This window comes from Flavicella sp. IMCC45668 (assembly GCF_057219105.1).
Window position 1 is genome coordinate 624,228 of the sequence record NZ_CM170114.1, and the last position, 18,109, is coordinate 642,336.

Here is an 18,109-nt window from a genome sequence, read left to right on the forward strand (position 1 = left end):
CACAAGAGTTATTTTATCAACTCAAATAATTCTTGTGGAGAGTCAATGACATAATCGGGATTTAGTTTTTGTAAATTTTCTTTAGATCTAAAACCCCAAGACACCGCTACGGATATCATTCCTGCGTTTTTTGCAGTAGAGATGTCTACAGATGTATCTCCAACATAAACAGTGTTTTTAGGAGTTGTTTTCAGTGTTTTACACATGTTTAAAACGACTTCAGGATTTGGTTTTTTTAACTTTTCCGTTGTCATCCCTTGTACTTGTAGAAAAATATCGGGTAGTTTCGCTGCAACAACCTTTTTAGTTAATTGATCTGCTTTGTTTGATAAGATAGCTAAAGGAATGTTTTTAGCATATAATTGAGTTAGTAATGTGTTGATTCCTTCATATACAGCTGTTTTGTTTGTGCAGTTAGTTGTGTAATGTTGCAACATTGCATCAAAACATGAGTCAACAATATTGTTTGAACTGTCTGCTGGAACTGCTTTGGAAACAAGACTTTTTATACCTCCACCAATAAAGTTAGCATAAGTAGCGTAGGAGTGTGTTGGGAAATTTGCTTGATTTAGCACACAGTTCATGGAGTCCGCAATATCTTGTATCGAATTAACGAGTGTTCCATCTAGATCAAAAATAATTCCTTCTGCTTTAATTCCTGTCATTATTGGTTAATTAAGATAGTGTTCTAAAATTCCTTTTGCGTATTTGCTGGCAACTGCCTTTGTGAATTCTGGGAAATCTATAGGAGCATCGTCATTCGCATTGTCTGAGATGATTCTGATAATTGAAAATGGAATTCCATATTCATAACAAACTTGTGCTACAGAAGCTCCTTCCATTTCAACACATAAGGCATCTGGAATTTCTTTTTTTAGCTCAGATACTTTGGCTTTAGAACTTATAAATTGGTCACCGCTTAGAATAGCTCCTTTTCTGATGTCTACTGAATTAATATCAAACAGGGACAATTTATCAGCGCTAATATAATCAGCAATGTTTTTAACAAAATTTGCACTAGACATTTCAAGTCTATTGTTTTTCTTGGTTTCAAAGTAAGTTTTTCCTAAAAGAGGAATTTCAAACTTTTTAAAAAGGGGAGTGGTATCCATATCGTGCTGAAATAATTTTGTCCCCAATACAATGTCTCCAACCTTAAGCTTATTGTCTAAAGATCCGGAAACTCCTGTAAAAATAATTTCATCTAGTTTGAAGTCGTTTATCATTTGGGTGGCAGTAATTGCTGATGCAACTTTGCCCCATCTAGAGAATGCAATGACAACGTTTGTGGAATTGATGGTACCGTTGTAATAGGTTCTCATTCCTTTATCTGTAATACGCACGTCTTCTATTATGTCAATCAATGATTGAACTTCTTCGGGCATGGCACTTATGATTCCTATGTTCATTATTTTAGGGTGTCTTCGGTTAATTTTTTTAGATTATTGGTTTCTTCAATAATAATCCCATCTTTCATTTCAAGCGTTTTATCAGCCATTTCTGCAAGTTTTTTATTGTGGGTGACAATGACAAAGGTTTGTCCCATTTCTTCACGTAATTTTAGAAATAAATGATGAAGGTTTTCTGCAGATTTAGAATCTAAATTACCACTAGGTTCGTCAGCAAAAATGACAGCAGGGTCATTTATTAAAGCTCTGGCAACGGCAACACGTTGTTGTTCTCCACCAGATAATTCATTGGGTTTGTGTGTTTTTCGGTCTGACAATCCAAGGTATTCTAATAGCTTGAGTGCTTTTGTCTCAGTCTCCTTTTTACTTTTATTAGCTATAAAGGCAGGGATACAAACATTTTCTAATGCGGTAAATTCAGGTAAAAGTTGGTGAAACTGAAAAATGAATCCAATGTTTTCATTTCTAAATTTAGATAACATACTATCGGTCATACTTTGAAGAGACTTTCCGTTGATTTCAAGTTTGTAATCTAGCTTTTTAGTAGGTCTGTCTAAAGTCCCTAAAATTTGGAGTAGTGTAGTTTTTCCTGTTCCAGAGGGACCAATGATAGCAATCACTTCTGCTTTTTTTATATGAATGTCCACTCCTTTAAGAACTTCTAAATCTCCATAATATTTATGTAAGTTACTTGCTTTTATCATTTTTGGCTTGCTTAAAAGCACGAAAATATTAAAAATGCAGCAAAATGAGGTTCCTTTTTTAGCTTTCTTGTTAATTTAGACTGTCAAAAATTTTGGAATGGATAATAACGTCCTAAAAACACTGAAAAACATGGGATTTGGTCAAAGGATTCCTACATTTGTGTACACACTTTTAAACTAAAATAGATGAATTTACACGAATATCAAGCGAAAGAAATTTTAAAAGGATTTGGAGTAAAGGTTCCTATGGAGATTGTTGCCAATACTCCAGACGAGGCTTTAGCTGCAGCCAAAGAAATTAATAAAGAAAAAGGATGTACTGTATTTGCAGTAAAAGCACAAATTCACGCTGGAGGACGTGGTAAAGGAGGTGGTGTAAAAATTGCTAAATCTATCGAAGAAGTAAAAACATATGCTGAACAGATTTTAGGGATGATGTTGGTAACTCCTCAGACTTCTGCAGAAGGAAAGGAAGTTCATAAAGTATTGATTTCTGAAAATGTATATTACGATGGGCCTTCTAAACCAGAAGAATTTTATATGTCTGTTTTGTTGAATAGAGGTACAGGTAAAAATATGATTATGTATTCTACTGAGGGAGGTATGGATATTGAAACAGTTGCTGAAGAAACTCCACACTTAATTTTTACGGAAGAAATTGACCCAGCAACAGGTGTTTTACCATTTCAAGCTAGAAAAGTTGCTTTTAACTTAGGGTTGTCTGGAGCTGCTTTTAAGGATATGACAAAATTTGTTACAGCTTTGTATAATGCCTATGTTGGTTCTGATTCTTCATTATTTGAAATCAATCCTGTTTTTAAAACAGCGGATGATCAAATCTTGGCAGTTGATTCAAAAGTTACTTTAGATGAGAATGCTTTGTATCGTCATAAAGATTATATTGAATTAAGAGATGTAAAAGAAGAAAACCCAATTGAAGTAGAAGCGAAAGCTGTAGGATTGAATTATGTAGATTTAGATGGTAATGTTGGATGTATGGTAAACGGAGCTGGATTGGCAATGGGAACAATGGATTTAATCAAACAAGCTGGTGGAGATCCTGCTAACTTCTTAGATGTAGGAGGTACAGCAGATGCTGCACGTGTTGAGGCCGCTTTCGGGATTATTTTAAAAGATCCTAACGTAAAAGCTATTTTGGTTAACATTTTTGGTGGTATCGTACGTTGTGATCGTGTAGCACAGGGAGTTGTAGATGCTTATAAAAATATGGGAGATAAGATTAACGTTCCTATTATTTGCCGTTTGCAAGGTACAAATGCTAAAGAAGCTAAGGAGTTGATTGATAATAGCGGAATGGAAATTATATCTGCTACGGAGTTTCAAGAAGCTGCTGATAAAGTACAAGAAGTTTTGGCTTAGACTATAAAATTAAATTTTTAAGAACCGTTTTCATTTTTATGAAAGCGGTTTTTTGCTTTAAATAGGCATGTTTTTTATGAAATCATAATTACTAATACGTTTTCGTATCTATTTGATATTTTTAAAATTGATTGATGTTTTTTTTGTATTTGTTTTATATTAATTAGTATTTTCGCGACGGATTTTTTTTACAAAAAATATAAATTAAGATGAACTTACACGAATATCAAGGAAAAGAAATATTGAATAGTTTTGGAGTAAGAATTCAACGTGGTATCGTTGCAAGTACTCCTGAAGAAGCTGTAGAAGCTGCAAAAGAATTAACAAAACAAACTGAGACTAGCTGGTATGTGGTAAAAGCACAAGTTCATGCAGGTGGTCGTGGTAAAGGTGGTGGAGTTAAATTGGCCAAAAACCTTGATGAGGTAAAAAGTATCTCTAACGATATTTTAGGAATGATGCTAGTAACACCTCAAACTTCTGCTGAAGGTAAATTAGTAAATCAAGTATTGATTGCTGAGGATGTTTACTACCCTGGTGAAGCAGAAACGGAAGAGTTTTATGTGTCTGTTTTGTTAAATAGAGCAACTGGACGTAATATGGTAATGTATTCAACGGAAGGTGGTATGGATATTGAAACTGTTGCAGAAGAGACGCCACACTTAATTTTTACAGAAGAGATTGATCCTGCAACAGGAGTATTGCCTTTTCAAGCTAGAAAAATTGCTTTCAATTTAGGTTTGAGTGGTAATGCATTCAAAGAAATGACAAAATTTGTTACGGCTTTATACAATGCTTATGTGTCTTCTGACTCTGCAATGTTCGAAATCAATCCTGTTTTAAAAACTTCAGATAATAAAATTTTAGCAGTTGATGCTAAAGTAACTTTAGATGAGAATGCTTTGTATCGTCACAAGGATTATCTAGAAATGAGAGATATCCGTGAGGAGAATCCTATCGAAGTAGAAGCGAAAGCTGTAGGATTGAATTATGTAGATTTAGATGGGAATGTTGGATGTATGGTAAACGGAGCTGGATTGGCAATGGGAACGATGGATTTAATCAAGCAAGCTGGTGGAGATCCTGCTAACTTCTTAGACGTAGGAGGTACAGCAGATGCTGCCCGTGTTGAAGCTGCTTTTGGAATTATCTTGAAAGACCCTAATGTTAAAGCTATTTTAGTTAACATTTTTGGAGGTATCGTACGTTGTGATCGTGTAGCACAAGGAGTTGTAGATGCTTACAAAAGTATGGGAGATAAAATCAATGTGCCAATCATTTGCCGTTTGCAAGGAACAAATGCTAAAGAGGCTAAGGAGTTGATTGATAATAGCGGAATGGAAATTATTTCTGCTACAGAATTTCAAGAAGCTGCTGATAAAGTACAAGAAGTATTGGCTTAGGCTTATGTCATATAGTTTAAAACCGTTTTCAATTTTTTGGAAACGGTTTTTTTGTGCAATAAATTTTGCTTAGTTTTTTGCTATCGCAGAAAATGCATAAAAAAAATAGCTTAGTTTAGAATATTATAAAAATATTGGAATGAAAATAGTTGTATTAGATGGATATACCCTGAATCCAGGGGATCTCAGTTGGAATGAATTAAATAAACTAGGTGATGTTACTATATATGATAGATTGGTTAATGAAACCAATGAAATAGTAAAAGCCATAGCTGATGCAGAAGTTGTTTTTACAAATAAAACGATTCTCTCGAAAGAAGTATTAGTCAAGGTTAAGAATCTTCGGTATATAGGTGTTTTAGCTACAGGGTTTAATGTTGTAGATGTGGCAACCGCAAGCTTAAAAAATATAGTGGTTACAAATATTCCATCCTATGGAACAAAAGCTGTTGCTCAATTTGTAATGGGATTGTTATTAGAGATGTGTCATCGGGTAGGAGACCATAATAGTTCTGTTCAAAACGGGGACTGGGTAAAATCTGTTGATTTTTGTTATTGGAATTCGCCATTGATAGAGTTGGAAGGAAAAACTATGGGGCTTATTGGGTTTGGTAAAATTGGTCAAGCCACAGCTGTTTTGGCTGAAGCTTTTGGTATGAAAGTTTTGGTGTATAACAGAAGTTATAAGAAGGAGTTTGAGTCAGATTCCTTACAGTTTGTGACATTAGATGAGCTTGTTAGATCATCAGATGTGATTAGTTTACATTGTGCATTGACAGAAGCTAATAAAGAATTGATTGATAAAAAGTTAATCAATCAAATGAAAAAAGAGGTTATGATCATTAATACAGCTAGAGGTGGTTTGATAAATGAAATAGATTTGATGGAGGCATTGAGCACAGAAAGGATAGCCGCGGCAGCTTTAGATGTGGTTTCTGTAGAACCGATGGAAGCGAATAACCCTTTATTGAAAGCTAAAAATTGTATCATTACTCCTCATATAGCTTGGGCAACGAAAGCAGCAAGACAACGTCTGATGAATACTGCGGTAAATAATCTAAAAGAATATATTAAAGGCAACCCTATAAACAAAGTCAATTGATGTATTGAAAAAACTGATGTTAGGCTTTCGTTTATTTTCGTCCAAGTAAAAAAACAATTTTATCATGGATACAGTTATAAAAGATAGTTTACAAAAAGGAATCGGTTTTTCAGAATATAGAGAAATGGTAAGTCGTTTGATAGAAGAAGGAAAATCTACAGGGATTGATCAATCTGATGCTTTGTTGAGTTATTCCAAATTGAACGAGAGAAGGATGTCTAGATTGCATAAAACCTTGAAAATTGATGCTGATTCTAAAAGTGTAATTGAAAATATAGAAACGAATCAAACATGGTTATTAATAACTGAAAGTTGGTGTGGAGATGCGGCACAAACAGCACCTATGATTGATAAAATTTCAGAATTGTCTGATCGAATTGATTTACAGGTTGTGCTTCGTGACGAAAACGAGTACTTGATGAATCAATTTTTAACCAATGGTAACAAAGCCATTCCAAAACTAATTGTAATTGATCAAAAAACTGAGGAAGTTGTTGGGGAGTGGGGACCTCGTCCTAAAGTAGCCACTAAAATGGTTGATGATTACAAAGAATTACATGGGGGCTTGGATCCTCAGTTTAAAGAAGATCTCCAAAGGTGGTATAATAAGGATAAAGGGAAAGATACGCTAGATGATATTTTGGCACTTATAAAAAAAGTCGATACAAATTCATTAAAAAAAGCAAGTTAAATTAAAACCCCATTCAAAATGAATGGGGTTTTAATTTGATAAAGTTTTTTAGAATTACTTATTCAACAAGTTTATGTATTTGTGCGTATTGCAGTAATAACATGGTTTTTGCATCTTTAATTTTCCCTTCGTTTAAAAGGAGAATTGCTTCTGAGAAAGACATTTCTAGAACTTCAATATCTTCTTGTTCGGTATGCAATCCACCGCCTTTAGAGGCTTTCATATCATCGGTATATTCCCCAGTAAAATAATGTATTTGTTCGGTTACCGCTCCAGGTGTCATATAAGCTTCAAAAACCTTCTTAACTGATTTTATTTTGTAGCCCGTTTCTTCTAGGATTTCTTTTTTGATACATGTCTCGGGATCATCTTCATCCAGTAATCCAGCGCAAGCTTCAATTAAAAGTCCAGTTTTATTGCCATTTTCATAACTAGGATAACGAAATTGCTTGATGAGAATTACGTTTTTTGTTATTTTATTATAGAGAAAAACAGCTGCCCCGTTGCCTCTGTCATAAGATTCTCTTATTTGTGTTTGCCAAGTACCATCATTTCTTAAATAATCAAAAGTAACTTTATTAAGGGTGTACCAATTGTCAGATAAAACTTCAACGTTTTTAACCTTTACGCGTTCACTATCCATTTTTCTTTTTGTTAAATTCAATCATTTTTTGTGTGTAACTCAAATTAGTATCATGACAATCTTGGAAAATACCACAAGAAACTCCTGGTTTTGCCAACGATTTATTTGAAGTGCTTTTTGCAAGCTTTTCAATATCTGGGGTGAGGTACTTCATTGTAATATTTTTTTTAAACTATTACAAATTTACTAAAAATTAAATATGCAATAACTGTGTTTTCTCATAGAAGAAACTTTGTTTAATGCAAGGTGTTGTTTGTTGAGTATTGCTAAATAATAAAAAAGCATACAGGTTAATTCCTGTATGCTTTATATACTAAACTAATTATTAGCGCGGTTTATTTTAGATAACCACAAAGAGATAATTCCACCATAGAAGCGCTATTCCACCATGAATAAACTTGATAAGAAGCAACCTCTAGAGGATAATCAAAACCATCATTTAATACGATTGATAAATTGTCTACTGTTCCGTAATTATTAGGGATACCTGTAATGAATCCTACTTGAACATCATTTTCATCATAAAGGTAAATATAGGCATTAGAAAGGGCGCTGGTATTTGCTCTTATCGCAGCAGTTCCTGAGTTTACGAGAAGTGTTTCATCTAAATACACTGTTTGTCCACCAGTACCCATGTACAACGGATTGGCTCCTAGTGCAGTATCAGAAAATAAATAACAGGTTTCAGATTTTAGTAGCTCCACAATCAAAGGAGTATCATGATAAAGGTTTACAATATCATCCCTATTCAAATTGATGCTGAACTCATCGTAATCTTCAACAGAAATATGTAATTCATAAACGGCATCTGTAATATCTCTTACTGTTACTACATTTTCTTCAATAGCTGCAAAAGTTTTAGTGGTAGAAAAACCTTCGGTATGAATAAAATATTCTCCAGCTAATATGTCATTACTTCCTAACTGTGAAACAGCTAAAAGAAAATCTAATTTTTCAACTTCTGCAATAGGGAAGCTTACCAATCCAAAATCTTGTGGAGTGTATGTTTCCGTAGATACGACTTCAACATCTACAGGAGTTGCTGAACCATTCGCAACAGCGAAATTGATAGCCAACGGATTTGTTACAAGGTCTGCTAAATCTGAACCAGCTAATGGAGTTGTATATATAATATCATTATTTACATCCATAAAACTAAATAGAGTTAGTTGATAATCTCCAATTGGCAAAGCAATTTTTTGAACTAATAATTCTCCATTCAATCTATTTACGTTTAGTTCTGTATTGTCATAATCTGTAGAGGAACCATCAGCAGCTAGAATTGTTATAATGGCTTTGGTAACATCTTCTAGTGAGTTTGTTTTAGCAGCTGTTCCTTTAGATTGTTTGCTTGAAGCATTTTTGATAACACTTTCCTGGATAGAGAATTCTATCGTTCCTGTGTTTTGTTCTTCAATAGAAACATTATCATTTTGCTCTGCACATGAAGTAACAAACAACATAAGTGATAGTGATGCAAGTACTAATTTTTGTATTGAATTTTTCATAATATAATAAGTTGATTTAGTGAAACAAAACACTAGAGTAAATCTGATGTTTTGTTAATATTTTTATTAGTAAGTAAAAACGAAATTTGTGATGCTGCCGTAGTAGCTAGAAGATTGAGTAGTTCCCCATGTAGAGAATTCAAATACATCTCCGGCATTTACAGGAATCTCCACAACGCTTCCAGAAGAACTTCCACTTGTGGATAAATCTGTAGGAACACCATTGATGATATATTTGATTACATCTCCGTATTGACCAGCTGATCTAATTACCATATCCCAATCAAAACTAATGGTTCCGTTACTTGGGACTGTGATTTGTGCAACAACACCACCACCGCCACCTCCACAGTCGAAAGTGAAAGCGCTGTCAGAAAAAGAACGCGCAATTACTCCAGAGGTAGACCAGTTTATCCCACTAAAATCATCAGAAAAACCTTGAATTGACTCAATTTTTATTAACTCAATTACTAAAGGAGCTGTATGATAGGTAGTTGCAATTTGATCCCTAGTAAGTTCAATAGTTTGAGATTCGTATCCGTCAACATTAACAATAAGTGTGTACGTTGCATTTTCTATGTCTCTTACGGTAATAACATTTTCTTCAATTGCAGTAAATGCTTTCGTAGTCGAAAAACCAGTTGCGGTTACAGAATATTCTCCTGCTAGAATTTCATTCGAACCTAATTCAGAAACAGCTAAAAGAAAATCTAATTTTTCAACCTCTGTGATAGGGAAACTTACCAAACCAAAATCTTGTGGAGTGTACGTTTCCGTAGAAACAACCTCAACATCTACAGGAGTTGCTGAACCATTGGCAACTGCGAAATTGATAGCCAACGGATTTGTTACAAGGTCTGCTAAATCAGAACCCGCTAATGGAGTTGTATAAATAATATCATTATTTACATCCATAAAACTAAACTGAGTCAGTTGATAATCTCCTAAAGGCAAAGCAATTTTTTGAACTAATAATTCTCCATTCAATCTATTTACGTTTAGTTCTGTATTGTCATAATCTGTAGAGGAACCATCAGCATTTAGTATTGTTATAATGGCTTTGGTAACATCTTCCAGTGAATTTGTTTTAGCAGCCGTTCCTTTAGATTGTTTACTCGAAGCATTTTTGATAACACTTTCTTGGATAGAGAATTCTACCGTTCCTGTGCTATCATTGTTTTCTGTTGTTTCTTGTTCTGAACAAGAAGTCATTGTGAAACCAATGGCAAACGCTATGATAGCTAATTTTGAAATAATTTTTTTCATAGTAGTTTATGAAATTTTAAGGGTTTAATTTTTCCTACTCTATTTGAAGCTTTTCGGATTCCACTTGTAAATCAATAAATTAGTGTAGCTACTTAACGAACTTATATCAGATTTTACTTTTAAAACATAATGATACTGATGACAAACATGTCCTTCTGTTCATTTTGTTTAGATGCTGCAAATTTGAAGTAATAAGTCTTTTTATTAAGAAAAAAGGCACAACTAGGTTAAAATAGAGTATAAAAGCGGGGAAATAGGTTATAAGTAGTTAGCTATAATAAGCTAGCTATTAATAGTAGGGAGTGGCTGATTAAATAACAATTTTCATAAGCTTTACTATGGACTACTTTTTTATATTTGCGACTTATAAAATTATGTTGAAATGAAAATTGCATTGTTCTCTGATATCCACGCCAATCTTCCGGCTTTAGAATCATTTTTTGAAAATTTAAAAGAAGAAAAACCCGATCATATTTATTGTTTGGGGGATTTGGTAGGTTATAATATATGGCCAAATGAAGTAGTGAATGAGATTAGAAAACGAGGAATTTCAACCTTGTCTGGTAATCATGATGCTGTAGTTGGGATTCCAACGGATAAAGTTTCTGGGGCTTTTACCAATGCTATTCTAAATGAAGATGTTAAGGATTATCTTCTTTCTTTACCAGAGCATATTAGATTAGAGTTTAAGCTACAGGGTAAGAAAGCCGACGTTTTATTCGTGCACGGGAGCACTTATCGAAACAATGAATATATTTTAGAAGAAACTGAAGATTCCTATTTGTTAGAAATGATGGATGCTTCAAGGGTGGATGTTTTATGTTGTGCCCATACGCACAAGCCTTTTCATAGAGCTATAAAAACGGAAACGGGTTTTAAACATATTGTAAATATAGGTTCTCTAGGAAAACCAAAAGATGGTGACTCTAGGGGATGTTATGTGATTCTAGAAATAGATGAAAACAGTAGTTTAATCTCAGAACAAGGTATTTCTGTGCGATTTAATAGGGTGAATTATGATGTTGAAAGGGCGGCCAAAGCTGTTGAAGAAAGTGAGTTGCCAAATTCTTTTGCAGAAGCCTTAAGAATAGCTAAGTGATAAAATTATCTTAAATTGTATCATTGTAATTAAGCCTTTAGGGATGTGTCTAAGAATTTAATTATTTTTAAATGAAAAAAAGAGGCAACCACACTACTTCAAACTATGCTTAATAGATTATTTAACTGCTCTCAAACAAAGGCCACTTTTAAGGTATACGATAGTATATTAAAGGTGAATCATCAAGAATGGGAAACAATAGATACTTTAGATAATATCTACTTGTCGATACCTTATTTGCTTGCATTGGAGCAGGGGATGAATGATACTATGAATTTTCGTTATATCGTTTTTTATAATGGTGAGAATTTAATTGTAGGAATTGCAGTATTTCAGTTGGTTGATTTCAGGGCAAAAGAATTACTGCAAGAAAGAATACCATGTACTATTGCGGATAAGGTTCAAGCATATTTTTTAAATGACAAAAAATTATCACTGTTGATATGTGGAAATTTATATGCTTGTGGAGAAAACGGATTTGCTTTTCAGGGAGTTGAGGAACATGTTTTTCTTACGATGTTGACAGGTGCTATTTCTCAAATACAGAACTCGAAGTATGAAGGTGAAAAAATTTCGTTTTCATTACTTAAAGAATTTTGGATAACAAAAGAAGAGCGTTATGATGAGTTGAATGATGCTGGTTTTATTGATTTTAAGATTGATGTAAATATGGTTTTAAAATTGCGTTCAGAATGGAGTGATTTCGAGTCTTATTTAAGTGCAATGAATACTAAGTATAGAACAAGAGCCAAGGCTGTGTTGAAAAAATCTAAGGAAATTTCGGTTGTTGAGTTCAAAGAGAATGATATATTAAAGCACTTAGAAAGGATAAAATATTTATATCATCAAGTTTTAGGAAAAGCAACATATAACTTGGGGGTGTTAGATGTGAATACTTTTTTAGAATTAAAAAAACAGTTAGGTAATTCCTTTATTTTTACAGGGTATTTCCTAGGTGATTTGTTGGTTGGCTTCTCAAGTTCTTTTTTATACAGAGATATTCTTGATGCAAATTTTGTAGGGATAGATTATAGTATAAATAACAAGTATAAGTTATACCAAAAAATGCTGTATGATTTTGTTTTGTTGGGAATTCATCATAAGAAGAATGAATTACGGCTAGGTAGAACTGCAGAAACAAGCAAGAGTGGGGTAGGTGCATTGCCAGTAGATATGAAACTTTTTGCAAAGCATAGAAATTTGTTACCATCAAAATTATTAAAACCATTGATGTCTTCAATTCAGCCAATAGATTTTGAATTGAGAACACCTTTTAAAGTATGATATGGATTCGTTAACACAAATTGTTTTAGGAGCCGCTGTCGGTGAGGCAGTACTAGGAAAAAAAGTAGGAAATAAAGCAATGTTATGGGGAGCCATTGCAGGTACAATTCCCGATTTAGATGTTGTAAATAAATTATTTTACGACTCTGTAACAGCGAATGAGTTGCATCGTGGTTTTTCACATTCAATTGTGTTTAGTCTTATTTTTGCACCTATTTTTGGATGGCTTATTTTTAAGCTTTATAAAGGAAAAAAAGCGACATGGCAAGGTTGGTCAAAATTAATGTTTTGGGGCTTGTTTACGCATCCTTTATTAGATATGCATACGAGTTGGGGGACTCAATTGCTTTGGCCCTTGGAATATAAGTTTTCATACAATAATATATTTGTTGTAGATCCATTGTATACTTTACCATTTTTATTCTTTTTGATTTTTGCAATGATTCAAAAGAGAGGAACGGTTAAAAGAGAACGACTTAACCGATTAGGGTTGATTGTAAGCTCTGGTTATATGGTTTTGACAATAGTATTTAAAGGAGTCACATATGTTGTTTTTAAAGAAAGTTTGAAAGAGCAAAATATTGAATATGTTGCTATGGAAACTAAACCAACCCCTTTGAATAGTATTTTGTGGACAGCAAATGTAGAGACCCAGTATGGTTTTTTAATTGGGTATTATTCATTGTTAGATGATGATAAAGAGATAATCTGGAGACGTTTTGAAAAAAATCATGATTTGTTAGGAGAGTTTATGTCAGATCCGTTAATCAAGCGATTGGCTAAATTATCTCACGATTGGTATACTATTGAAAAGAAACCCAACGGCATGCTTTATTTTAATGATTTACGTTTTGGTTTGATGGGGGTTTCTCCAAAAGAAGAGAGGTTTGTCTTTTCATATCAGTTAACTGTAAAAAACGGTGTGTTGACTGCAGAGGAAACAGAGAAAAATACGGCTGATGCTGGTCCGTTGCTAGCGGATTTGTTTCATAGAGTTTTGGGAAATAAATAGTACAAATGATGCAAAAAAAAAGCTACCCAATAGGTAGCTTTTTTTTGTGTATGCTTTTTTTATTATGCTAATACGTCAGACAATGCTTGTCTTTCTTCATCAGCCAATGTTGAGTCAACTAAAATTCTACCACTGTATTCATCAATGGTGATTTTCTTACGAGAAGCAATTTCAATTTGAACTTGCGGTGGGATTGTAAAGAAAGATCCTCCAGCAGCACCTCTTTCTATAGAAACAACAGCTAAACCATTCTTTACGTTAGAACGAATTCTTTTGTATGCTTTTAATAAATGAACATCAATCTTTTCAGATAACTCGCTGCTCAAATTATTCATTAATTCTTCTTCTTTTTCAGTTTCTTTTGTAATCGCATCTAATTCAGTCTTCTTATGGTTCAAGTGACCTTCTTGTCTTTCTAGTTTTTCAGTAGTACTAGCGATTACTTCTTTCTTCTGTTCAATTTTAACTTTGTATTCTTTGATACGTTTTTCAGCTAATTCAACTTCTAGTCCTTGAAATTCAATTTCTTTTGTTAAAGAATCAAATTCACGGTTGTTACGAACACTTTCTTGTTGTTTTTCGTATTTTTTTGCAGCCGCCTTAGACTCTTCAATTGCTATTTTTTTAGCAGCAATATCTGCCTCAAAATTAGTAACATCTTCCGTTAATTTTGAAAGTCTTGTTTTAAGACCTGCTACCTCATCCTCTAAATCCTCAATTTCTAAAGGTAGTTCTCCACGTACACTTCTAATTGTATCAATTCTTGAGTCAATTAATTGTAATCTGTAAAGTGATCTTAGTTTTTCTTCAACGGTTAGTTCTTTGCTCTTAGCCATGTCTATATATAATAAATAGGATTCGTAATTTTATCTGATAAAATGATTGCAAAATTAGTGAATTTTTTTGTAAGATAATCCACTAATAAGTTTTTTGTGAACTGTTCAGATTCATAATGTCCAACATCTGTTATTAGTATCTGATTTTCAGCTTTATAGAATTCGTGGTATTTGAAGTCCGCCGAAATAAAGGCATCTGCTCCTGCATTTTTAGCGTTTTCTATAGCGAAACTACCGGACCCTCCAAGTACAGCAACTTTTTTAATTTTTTTTCCTGTAAGTTTAGAATGACGTATACAATCCGTGTGTAGAGTGTTTTTTACAAAGTTCAAAAAATCTGTTTCTTCCATTTCTTGGTCAAATTCAGCGACCATACCCATTCCAATTTGTTGATGTTTGTTTTCTATAGTTGTAATTTCATAAGCAACTTCTTCATATGGGTGGTTGTCAAACATTGCTTTTAGAATTGCTCCTTCAAGATGTTTTTCAAAGATGACACCGATAATTATTTCTTTTTCAGTGTGTAAAACTCCTTTGGTACCAATGGTAGGATTAGAATCTTCGCCGCCACGATAGGTTCCAAAGCCTTCTACATTGAAACTGCAATTATCATATTTGCCAATTTTACCGGCCCCTTTTGCAAACATTGCTTTTCTAAGTCGCTCAGCATTTTCAATAGGAACATAGGTTAATAATTTTTTGATGGTGTTTTTCTGAGGTATTAAGATATGTTTGTTTTTTAAACCTAACACATCACAAATTTTGGCATTTACCCCATTGATAGAATTATCGAGTGCTGTATGCATAGAATATATGGCAATATCATTTTTTATGGCTTTGATAATTACTCGTTCTACATACGAATTGCCGTTTATTTTTTTTAAACCAGAAAAAATGATCGGGTGAAAGCTAACAATTAAATTACATTTTTTTTCAATAGCCTCATCAATTACATTCTCTAAAGTATCTAAGGTTACAAGAACTCCAGAAACTTCAGTGCTATAATCTCCCACTAATAATCCAACATTATCAAAACCTTCGGCATAATTTAAAGGAGCCAGTTCTTCAATGCTATTTGTGATATCTTTTATCGTAGTCATAAATTTCTATTTGAAATCAAATGTAAAAAATATAGTTGAATTCTATTCTTTTCGATGTTACGAATTACTTACTTTTGTTGGTGTCTAAATTTTGATAGGAAAACATATGGTTGTGCAATCAATAATAAAATTACTGAGATATCTTTTGTGGCCCGTATCGCTCTTATATGCGTTGGTTTTAAGTATTCGTAATTTGTTTTTTGATAGAGGAATATTTGATTCATCGGAGTATGAAATTCCAGTGATCGCCGTTGGTAATTTAAGTGTTGGTGGGACAGGTAAAACACCTCAGATAGAATATCTGATTCGGTTATTACAAAAGGACTATACTATTGCTGTTTTAAGCAGGGGCTATAAACGTACGTCAAAGGGGTTTGTTTTAGCGGATGCGACTACCACTGTTTTTGATATCGGTGATGAACCATTTCAGTTTTATAAAAAATTCAAGAAAATTATTGTTGCAGTAGATTCTGATAGAAGAAACGGGATTGAGAATATAATGAAGTTAGAGCCTGCTGTAAATTTAATATTGTTGGATGATGCTTTCCAGCATAGAAAGGTGAGAGCTAATTTTTATACTTTGTTAACTGCTTATGAAAATAGGTATACGAAAGATTTTGTATTGCCAACTGGTGACTTAAGGGAGGCACGTGTTGGAGCGAAAAGAGCAAATGCCATTATTGTAACCAAATGTCCTGATTCAATAACTGATGACGAAAAAAATAAAATTATTAAAGAGATAAAACCTAAGAACTATCAAAAGGTTTTCTTCAGCTCTATAAAATATGATACAATTGTTAGCTCTTCTAGTGAAGAAATAGCAGTAAATGATTTAAACGAGTATGTTGTTGTTTTGGTGACAGGTATTGCGAATCCTAAGCCTTTGATGCATTATTTAAAATCGAAAGGTATTTTGTTTAAGCATATTGAGTTTGCGGACCATCATAGTTTTACTGAAGAAGACATACTCAGGATACATAGCCTTTTCTCTGAAATAAAGAGTTCGAGAAAGGTTATTTTGACAACGGAAAAGGATTATACTAGGTTGAGCGACTCCATTGAGAATTTATATTCTTTAGGGATTAGAACTGAGATACAAGAAAATAAATCTTTTGATCTGTTTCTTAAACAAACATTAGGTTTAATTTGATTCGCTTCTTGGGTGAAATTTTTCGACTACTTGTTTTAGATGTGATTTATCTAAATGCATATAGATTTCAGTAGTTGTAATACTTTCATGACCCAACATTTGCTGAATAGCCCTTAGGTCAGCACCTCTTTCAAGCAAATGTGTTGCAAAGGAATGACGGAACGTATGCGGACTTATTTTTTTCTCAATACCTGCTTCTAATGTGAGTGTTTTGATGATTGTAAAAATCATATTTCTGGTTAATTGTTTTCCTCTTCGGTTTAAGAACAGGGTGTCTTCAAACCCTAAGTGGGGAGTGGTGTGACAGCGGATATATTTGATATACGTGTTTATGAAAGTTTGGGTCTCGAAACTTATGGGTATAAATCTTTGTTTGTCACCTTTTCCGATCACACGAATAAAACCTTCATCAAAAAATAAATCTGAGATTTTAAGACTTATTAATTCTGTAACCCTAAGTCCGCAGCTATAGAGTGTTTCTAGTATAGTCCTATTTCTTTCTCCTTGAGGATGACTTAGATCAATGGTGTTAATGATTTTATCAATTTCTTTTATAGAGAGTGGGTCGGGTAGTTTTCTACCTGTTTTTGGAGTTTCAATCAATTCAGTTGGATTATCCTCTCTATATTTCTCAAAAATCAAAAAATCAAAAAAACTTCTAAGTCCGGATATTAATCTTGCTTGTGATTTTGGATTGCTCGTTTTGGCATTTTGGTATATGAATTCTAGGAGGTGTTGTTGGTTGATTTTTTCAGGAGAAAGTTCTATTTTGTTAGTTTCTAGATGTAAAATTAATTTGTTAAGGTCTCGCAAATAACTTTCTATGGTGTTTTCGGACATTCCTCTTTCAATCTGAAGAAAGTTTTTATAATCGTTCGCAGCTTGCATCCATTTCATATTGGTAAATATATTAAAAACATAGGTAGGTATTAAAGAATAAGTGATTGCTTAGAATTAAAGATAAAAACTCTTTGAAAATTCATGAACATTGTTATTTTTGTCTTTTATAAGAACTTGAGATATGAAAATTTTAATTTTAAATGGACCCAATTTAAATTTGTTAGGGAAGCGTGAGCCAGAAATTTACGGTTCGGATTCTTTTGATGACTATTTGATTGGATTAAAAGAAAAGTTTTCAACAGTTGAATTGGAATATTTTCAATCCAACCATGAAGGAACATTAATTGATAAATTGCATGAAGTTGGATTTTCATATGAGGGTGTTGTTTTTAATGCTGGTGCTTATACACACACCTCGGTTGGACTAGCTGATGCGATTAGTGGTATAACAACTCCGGTTATTGAAGTGCATATTTCAAATGTACACCAAAGAGAAACGTTTCGACATAAATCCTTTTTATCACCAGTTTGTAAAGGTGTAGTTTTAGGTTTTGGTTTGAAGAGTTATGACTTGGCAATAGAGAGTTTTTTGTAAAACACAATAAATTCACTTTTTTAGAATTGAAACAATAAACCCCGATTGTTTGAGTTTTGAAAAGAGATATAATTATAATCTAGGGGA

At 33.2% G+C, this 18,109-nt stretch carries 19 protein-coding genes; 9 read left to right on the forward strand and 10 right to left on the reverse strand.

The features are described from left to right. Positions 1 to 8: 8 nt before the first annotated feature. From AC2DZ0_RS02910 to AC2DZ0_RS02920, 3 genes are read right to left on the reverse strand one after another with little or no spacing between them, the layout of a single operon-like run. The gene (locus tag AC2DZ0_RS02910) at positions 9 to 665 is read right to left on the reverse strand and encodes an HAD family hydrolase (protein ID WP_484643551.1); all 657 of its coding nucleotides are present in this window, start codon (positions 663 to 665) and stop codon (positions 9 to 11) included. A 6-nt stretch (positions 666 to 671) separates the two neighbouring features. Beyond that, entirely contained in the window at positions 672 to 1,409 is a 738-nt protein-coding gene (locus AC2DZ0_RS02915; RefSeq protein WP_484643553.1) for a 5'-methylthioadenosine/adenosylhomocysteine nucleosidase, read from the reverse strand. Beyond that, positions 1,409 to 2,113: an ABC transporter ATP-binding protein gene (locus AC2DZ0_RS02920; protein WP_484643555.1), complete on the reverse strand. Its 705-nt coding sequence runs from the start codon at positions 2,111 to 2,113 to the stop codon at positions 1,409 to 1,411. Before AC2DZ0_RS02920 ends, AC2DZ0_RS02915 begins: the two co-directional genes overlap by 1 nt. A gap of 186 nt (positions 2,114 to 2,299) precedes the next feature. On the opposite strand from AC2DZ0_RS02920, the gene sucC (AC2DZ0_RS02925) reads away from it, so the two are divergent. The 4 genes from sucC (AC2DZ0_RS02925) to AC2DZ0_RS02940 all read left to right on the forward strand — a co-directional run bounded on the left by sucC (AC2DZ0_RS02925) (position 2,300) and on the right by AC2DZ0_RS02940 (position 6,689). Continuing rightward, complete coding sequence (gene sucC, locus AC2DZ0_RS02925; RefSeq protein ID WP_484491536.1) at positions 2,300 to 3,493, forward strand: ADP-forming succinate--CoA ligase subunit beta; 1,194 nt, start codon at positions 2,300 to 2,302, stop codon at positions 3,491 to 3,493. A gap of 209 nt (positions 3,494 to 3,702) precedes the next feature. Further along, the gene (gene sucC, locus AC2DZ0_RS02930; RefSeq protein ID WP_484491537.1) at positions 3,703 to 4,896 is read left to right on the forward strand and encodes an ADP-forming succinate--CoA ligase subunit beta; all 1,194 of its coding nucleotides are present in this window, start codon (positions 3,703 to 3,705) and stop codon (positions 4,894 to 4,896) included. 139 nt (positions 4,897 to 5,035) lie between these two features. Then, positions 5,036 to 5,998 (forward strand): D-2-hydroxyacid dehydrogenase, encoded by a 963-nt coding sequence (locus tag AC2DZ0_RS02935; protein WP_484643556.1) that lies wholly within the window; start codon positions 5,036 to 5,038, stop codon positions 5,996 to 5,998. A 64-nt stretch (positions 5,999 to 6,062) separates the two neighbouring features. After that, positions 6,063 to 6,689, forward strand: coding sequence for a thioredoxin family protein (locus AC2DZ0_RS02940; RefSeq protein ID WP_484643558.1), 627 nt, complete (start codon positions 6,063 to 6,065; stop codon positions 6,687 to 6,689). 58 nt (positions 6,690 to 6,747) lie between these two features. Here AC2DZ0_RS02940 and AC2DZ0_RS02945 read toward each other — a convergent pair whose 3' ends face one another. The 4 genes from AC2DZ0_RS02945 to AC2DZ0_RS02960 all read right to left on the reverse strand — a co-directional run bounded on the left by AC2DZ0_RS02945 (position 6,748) and on the right by AC2DZ0_RS02960 (position 10,106). Beyond that, complete coding sequence (locus AC2DZ0_RS02945) at positions 6,748 to 7,332, reverse strand: NUDIX domain-containing protein (RefSeq protein ID WP_484643560.1); 585 nt, start codon at positions 7,330 to 7,332, stop codon at positions 6,748 to 6,750. Next, positions 7,325 to 7,486, reverse strand: coding sequence for a hypothetical protein (locus AC2DZ0_RS02950; protein WP_484491541.1), 162 nt, complete (start codon positions 7,484 to 7,486; stop codon positions 7,325 to 7,327). Before AC2DZ0_RS02950 ends, AC2DZ0_RS02945 begins: the two co-directional genes overlap by 8 nt. Positions 7,487 to 7,667: 181 nt before the next feature. Continuing rightward, entirely contained in the window at positions 7,668 to 8,840 is a 1,173-nt protein-coding gene (locus tag AC2DZ0_RS02955) for a hypothetical protein (protein ID WP_484643562.1), read from the reverse strand. Positions 8,841 to 8,906: 66 nt separating this feature from the next. Beyond that, positions 8,907 to 10,106: a hypothetical protein gene (locus tag AC2DZ0_RS02960; protein ID WP_484643564.1), complete on the reverse strand. Its 1,200-nt coding sequence runs from the start codon at positions 10,104 to 10,106 to the stop codon at positions 8,907 to 8,909. Positions 10,107 to 10,488: 382 nt separating this feature from the next. On the opposite strand from AC2DZ0_RS02960, the gene AC2DZ0_RS02965 reads away from it, so the two are divergent. The 3 genes from AC2DZ0_RS02965 (at position 10,489) to AC2DZ0_RS02975 (ending at position 13,501) form a co-directional block, all read left to right on the forward strand. Then, positions 10,489 to 11,205: a metallophosphoesterase family protein gene (locus AC2DZ0_RS02965; protein ID WP_484643565.1), complete on the forward strand. Its 717-nt coding sequence runs from the start codon at positions 10,489 to 10,491 to the stop codon at positions 11,203 to 11,205. A gap of 105 nt (positions 11,206 to 11,310) precedes the next feature. After that, on the forward strand, positions 11,311 to 12,489 hold the full coding sequence (locus AC2DZ0_RS02970; protein WP_484643566.1) for a hypothetical protein: 1,179 nt from the start codon (positions 11,311 to 11,313) through the stop codon (positions 12,487 to 12,489). Position 12,490: 1 nt separating this feature from the next. Beyond that, a complete protein-coding gene (locus AC2DZ0_RS02975; RefSeq protein WP_484643567.1) occupies positions 12,491 to 13,501 on the forward strand; it encodes a metal-dependent hydrolase in 1,011 nt (336 codons plus the stop codon). A 62-nt stretch (positions 13,502 to 13,563) separates the two neighbouring features. On the opposite strand, the gene AC2DZ0_RS02980 is transcribed toward AC2DZ0_RS02975, so the two are convergent. Beyond that, entirely contained in the window at positions 13,564 to 14,337 is a 774-nt protein-coding gene (locus tag AC2DZ0_RS02980) for a zinc ribbon domain-containing protein (protein ID WP_484491547.1), read from the reverse strand. Positions 14,338 to 14,339: 2 nt separating this feature from the next. Then, on the reverse strand, positions 14,340 to 15,437 hold the full coding sequence (locus AC2DZ0_RS02985) for a Nif3-like dinuclear metal center hexameric protein (protein ID WP_484643569.1): 1,098 nt from the start codon (positions 15,435 to 15,437) through the stop codon (positions 14,340 to 14,342). A gap of 106 nt (positions 15,438 to 15,543) precedes the next feature. Between AC2DZ0_RS02985 and lpxK the strand changes: the two genes are divergently transcribed. Next, entirely contained in the window at positions 15,544 to 16,587 is a 1,044-nt protein-coding gene (lpxK, locus tag AC2DZ0_RS02990) for a tetraacyldisaccharide 4'-kinase (protein ID WP_484644820.1), read from the forward strand. Here the strand turns inward: lpxK and xerD are convergent. Next, a complete protein-coding gene (gene xerD / locus AC2DZ0_RS02995; protein ID WP_484643570.1) occupies positions 16,579 to 17,484 on the reverse strand; it encodes a site-specific tyrosine recombinase XerD in 906 nt (301 codons plus the stop codon). The two genes, lpxK and xerD, sit on opposite strands and share 9 nt — an antisense overlap. Positions 17,485 to 17,608: 124 nt before the next feature. On the opposite strand from xerD, the gene aroQ reads away from it, so the two are divergent. Further along, positions 17,609 to 18,022: a type II 3-dehydroquinate dehydratase gene (gene aroQ / locus AC2DZ0_RS03000; protein ID WP_484643572.1), complete on the forward strand. Its 414-nt coding sequence runs from the start codon at positions 17,609 to 17,611 to the stop codon at positions 18,020 to 18,022. The last annotated feature ends 87 nt before the right edge of the window (positions 18,023 to 18,109 follow it).

Coding starts and splice junctions, on each gene's coding strand:
- AC2DZ0_RS02910 (WP_484643551.1), bottom strand. CDS start 665: ATGACAGGAATTAAAGCAGAAGGAATTATTTTTGATCTAGATGGAACA.
- AC2DZ0_RS02915 (WP_484643553.1), bottom strand. CDS start 1,409: ATGAACATAGGAATCATAAGTGCCATGCCCGAAGAAGTTCAATCATTG.
- AC2DZ0_RS02920 (WP_484643555.1), bottom strand. CDS start 2,113: ATGATAAAAGCAAGTAACTTACATAAATATTATGGAGATTTAGAAGTT.
- sucC (WP_484491536.1), top strand. CDS start 2,300: ATGAATTTACACGAATATCAAGCGAAAGAAATTTTAAAAGGATTTGGA.
- sucC (WP_484491537.1), top strand. CDS start 3,703: ATGAACTTACACGAATATCAAGGAAAAGAAATATTGAATAGTTTTGGA.
- AC2DZ0_RS02935 (WP_484643556.1), top strand. CDS start 5,036: ATGAAAATAGTTGTATTAGATGGATATACCCTGAATCCAGGGGATCTC.
- AC2DZ0_RS02940 (WP_484643558.1), top strand. CDS start 6,063: ATGGATACAGTTATAAAAGATAGTTTACAAAAAGGAATCGGTTTTTCA.
- AC2DZ0_RS02945 (WP_484643560.1), bottom strand. CDS start 7,332: ATGGATAGTGAACGCGTAAAGGTTAAAAACGTTGAAGTTTTATCTGAC.
- AC2DZ0_RS02950 (WP_484491541.1), bottom strand. CDS start 7,486: ATGAAGTACCTCACCCCAGATATTGAAAAGCTTGCAAAAAGCACTTCA.
- AC2DZ0_RS02955 (WP_484643562.1), bottom strand. CDS start 8,840: ATGAAAAATTCAATACAAAAATTAGTACTTGCATCACTATCACTTATG.
- AC2DZ0_RS02960 (WP_484643564.1), bottom strand. CDS start 10,106: ATGAAAAAAATTATTTCAAAATTAGCTATCATAGCGTTTGCCATTGGT.
- AC2DZ0_RS02965 (WP_484643565.1), top strand. CDS start 10,489: ATGAAAATTGCATTGTTCTCTGATATCCACGCCAATCTTCCGGCTTTA.
- AC2DZ0_RS02970 (WP_484643566.1), top strand. CDS start 11,311: ATGCTTAATAGATTATTTAACTGCTCTCAAACAAAGGCCACTTTTAAG.
- AC2DZ0_RS02975 (WP_484643567.1), top strand. CDS start 12,491: ATGGATTCGTTAACACAAATTGTTTTAGGAGCCGCTGTCGGTGAGGCA.
- AC2DZ0_RS02980 (WP_484491547.1), bottom strand. CDS start 14,337: ATGGCTAAGAGCAAAGAACTAACCGTTGAAGAAAAACTAAGATCACTT.
- AC2DZ0_RS02985 (WP_484643569.1), bottom strand. CDS start 15,437: ATGACTACGATAAAAGATATCACAAATAGCATTGAAGAACTGGCTCCT.
- lpxK (WP_484644820.1), top strand. CDS start 15,544: ATGGTTGTGCAATCAATAATAAAATTACTGAGATATCTTTTGTGGCCC.
- xerD (WP_484643570.1), bottom strand. CDS start 17,484: ATGAAATGGATGCAAGCTGCGAACGATTATAAAAACTTTCTTCAGATT.
- aroQ (WP_484643572.1), top strand. CDS start 17,609: ATGAAAATTTTAATTTTAAATGGACCCAATTTAAATTTGTTAGGGAAG.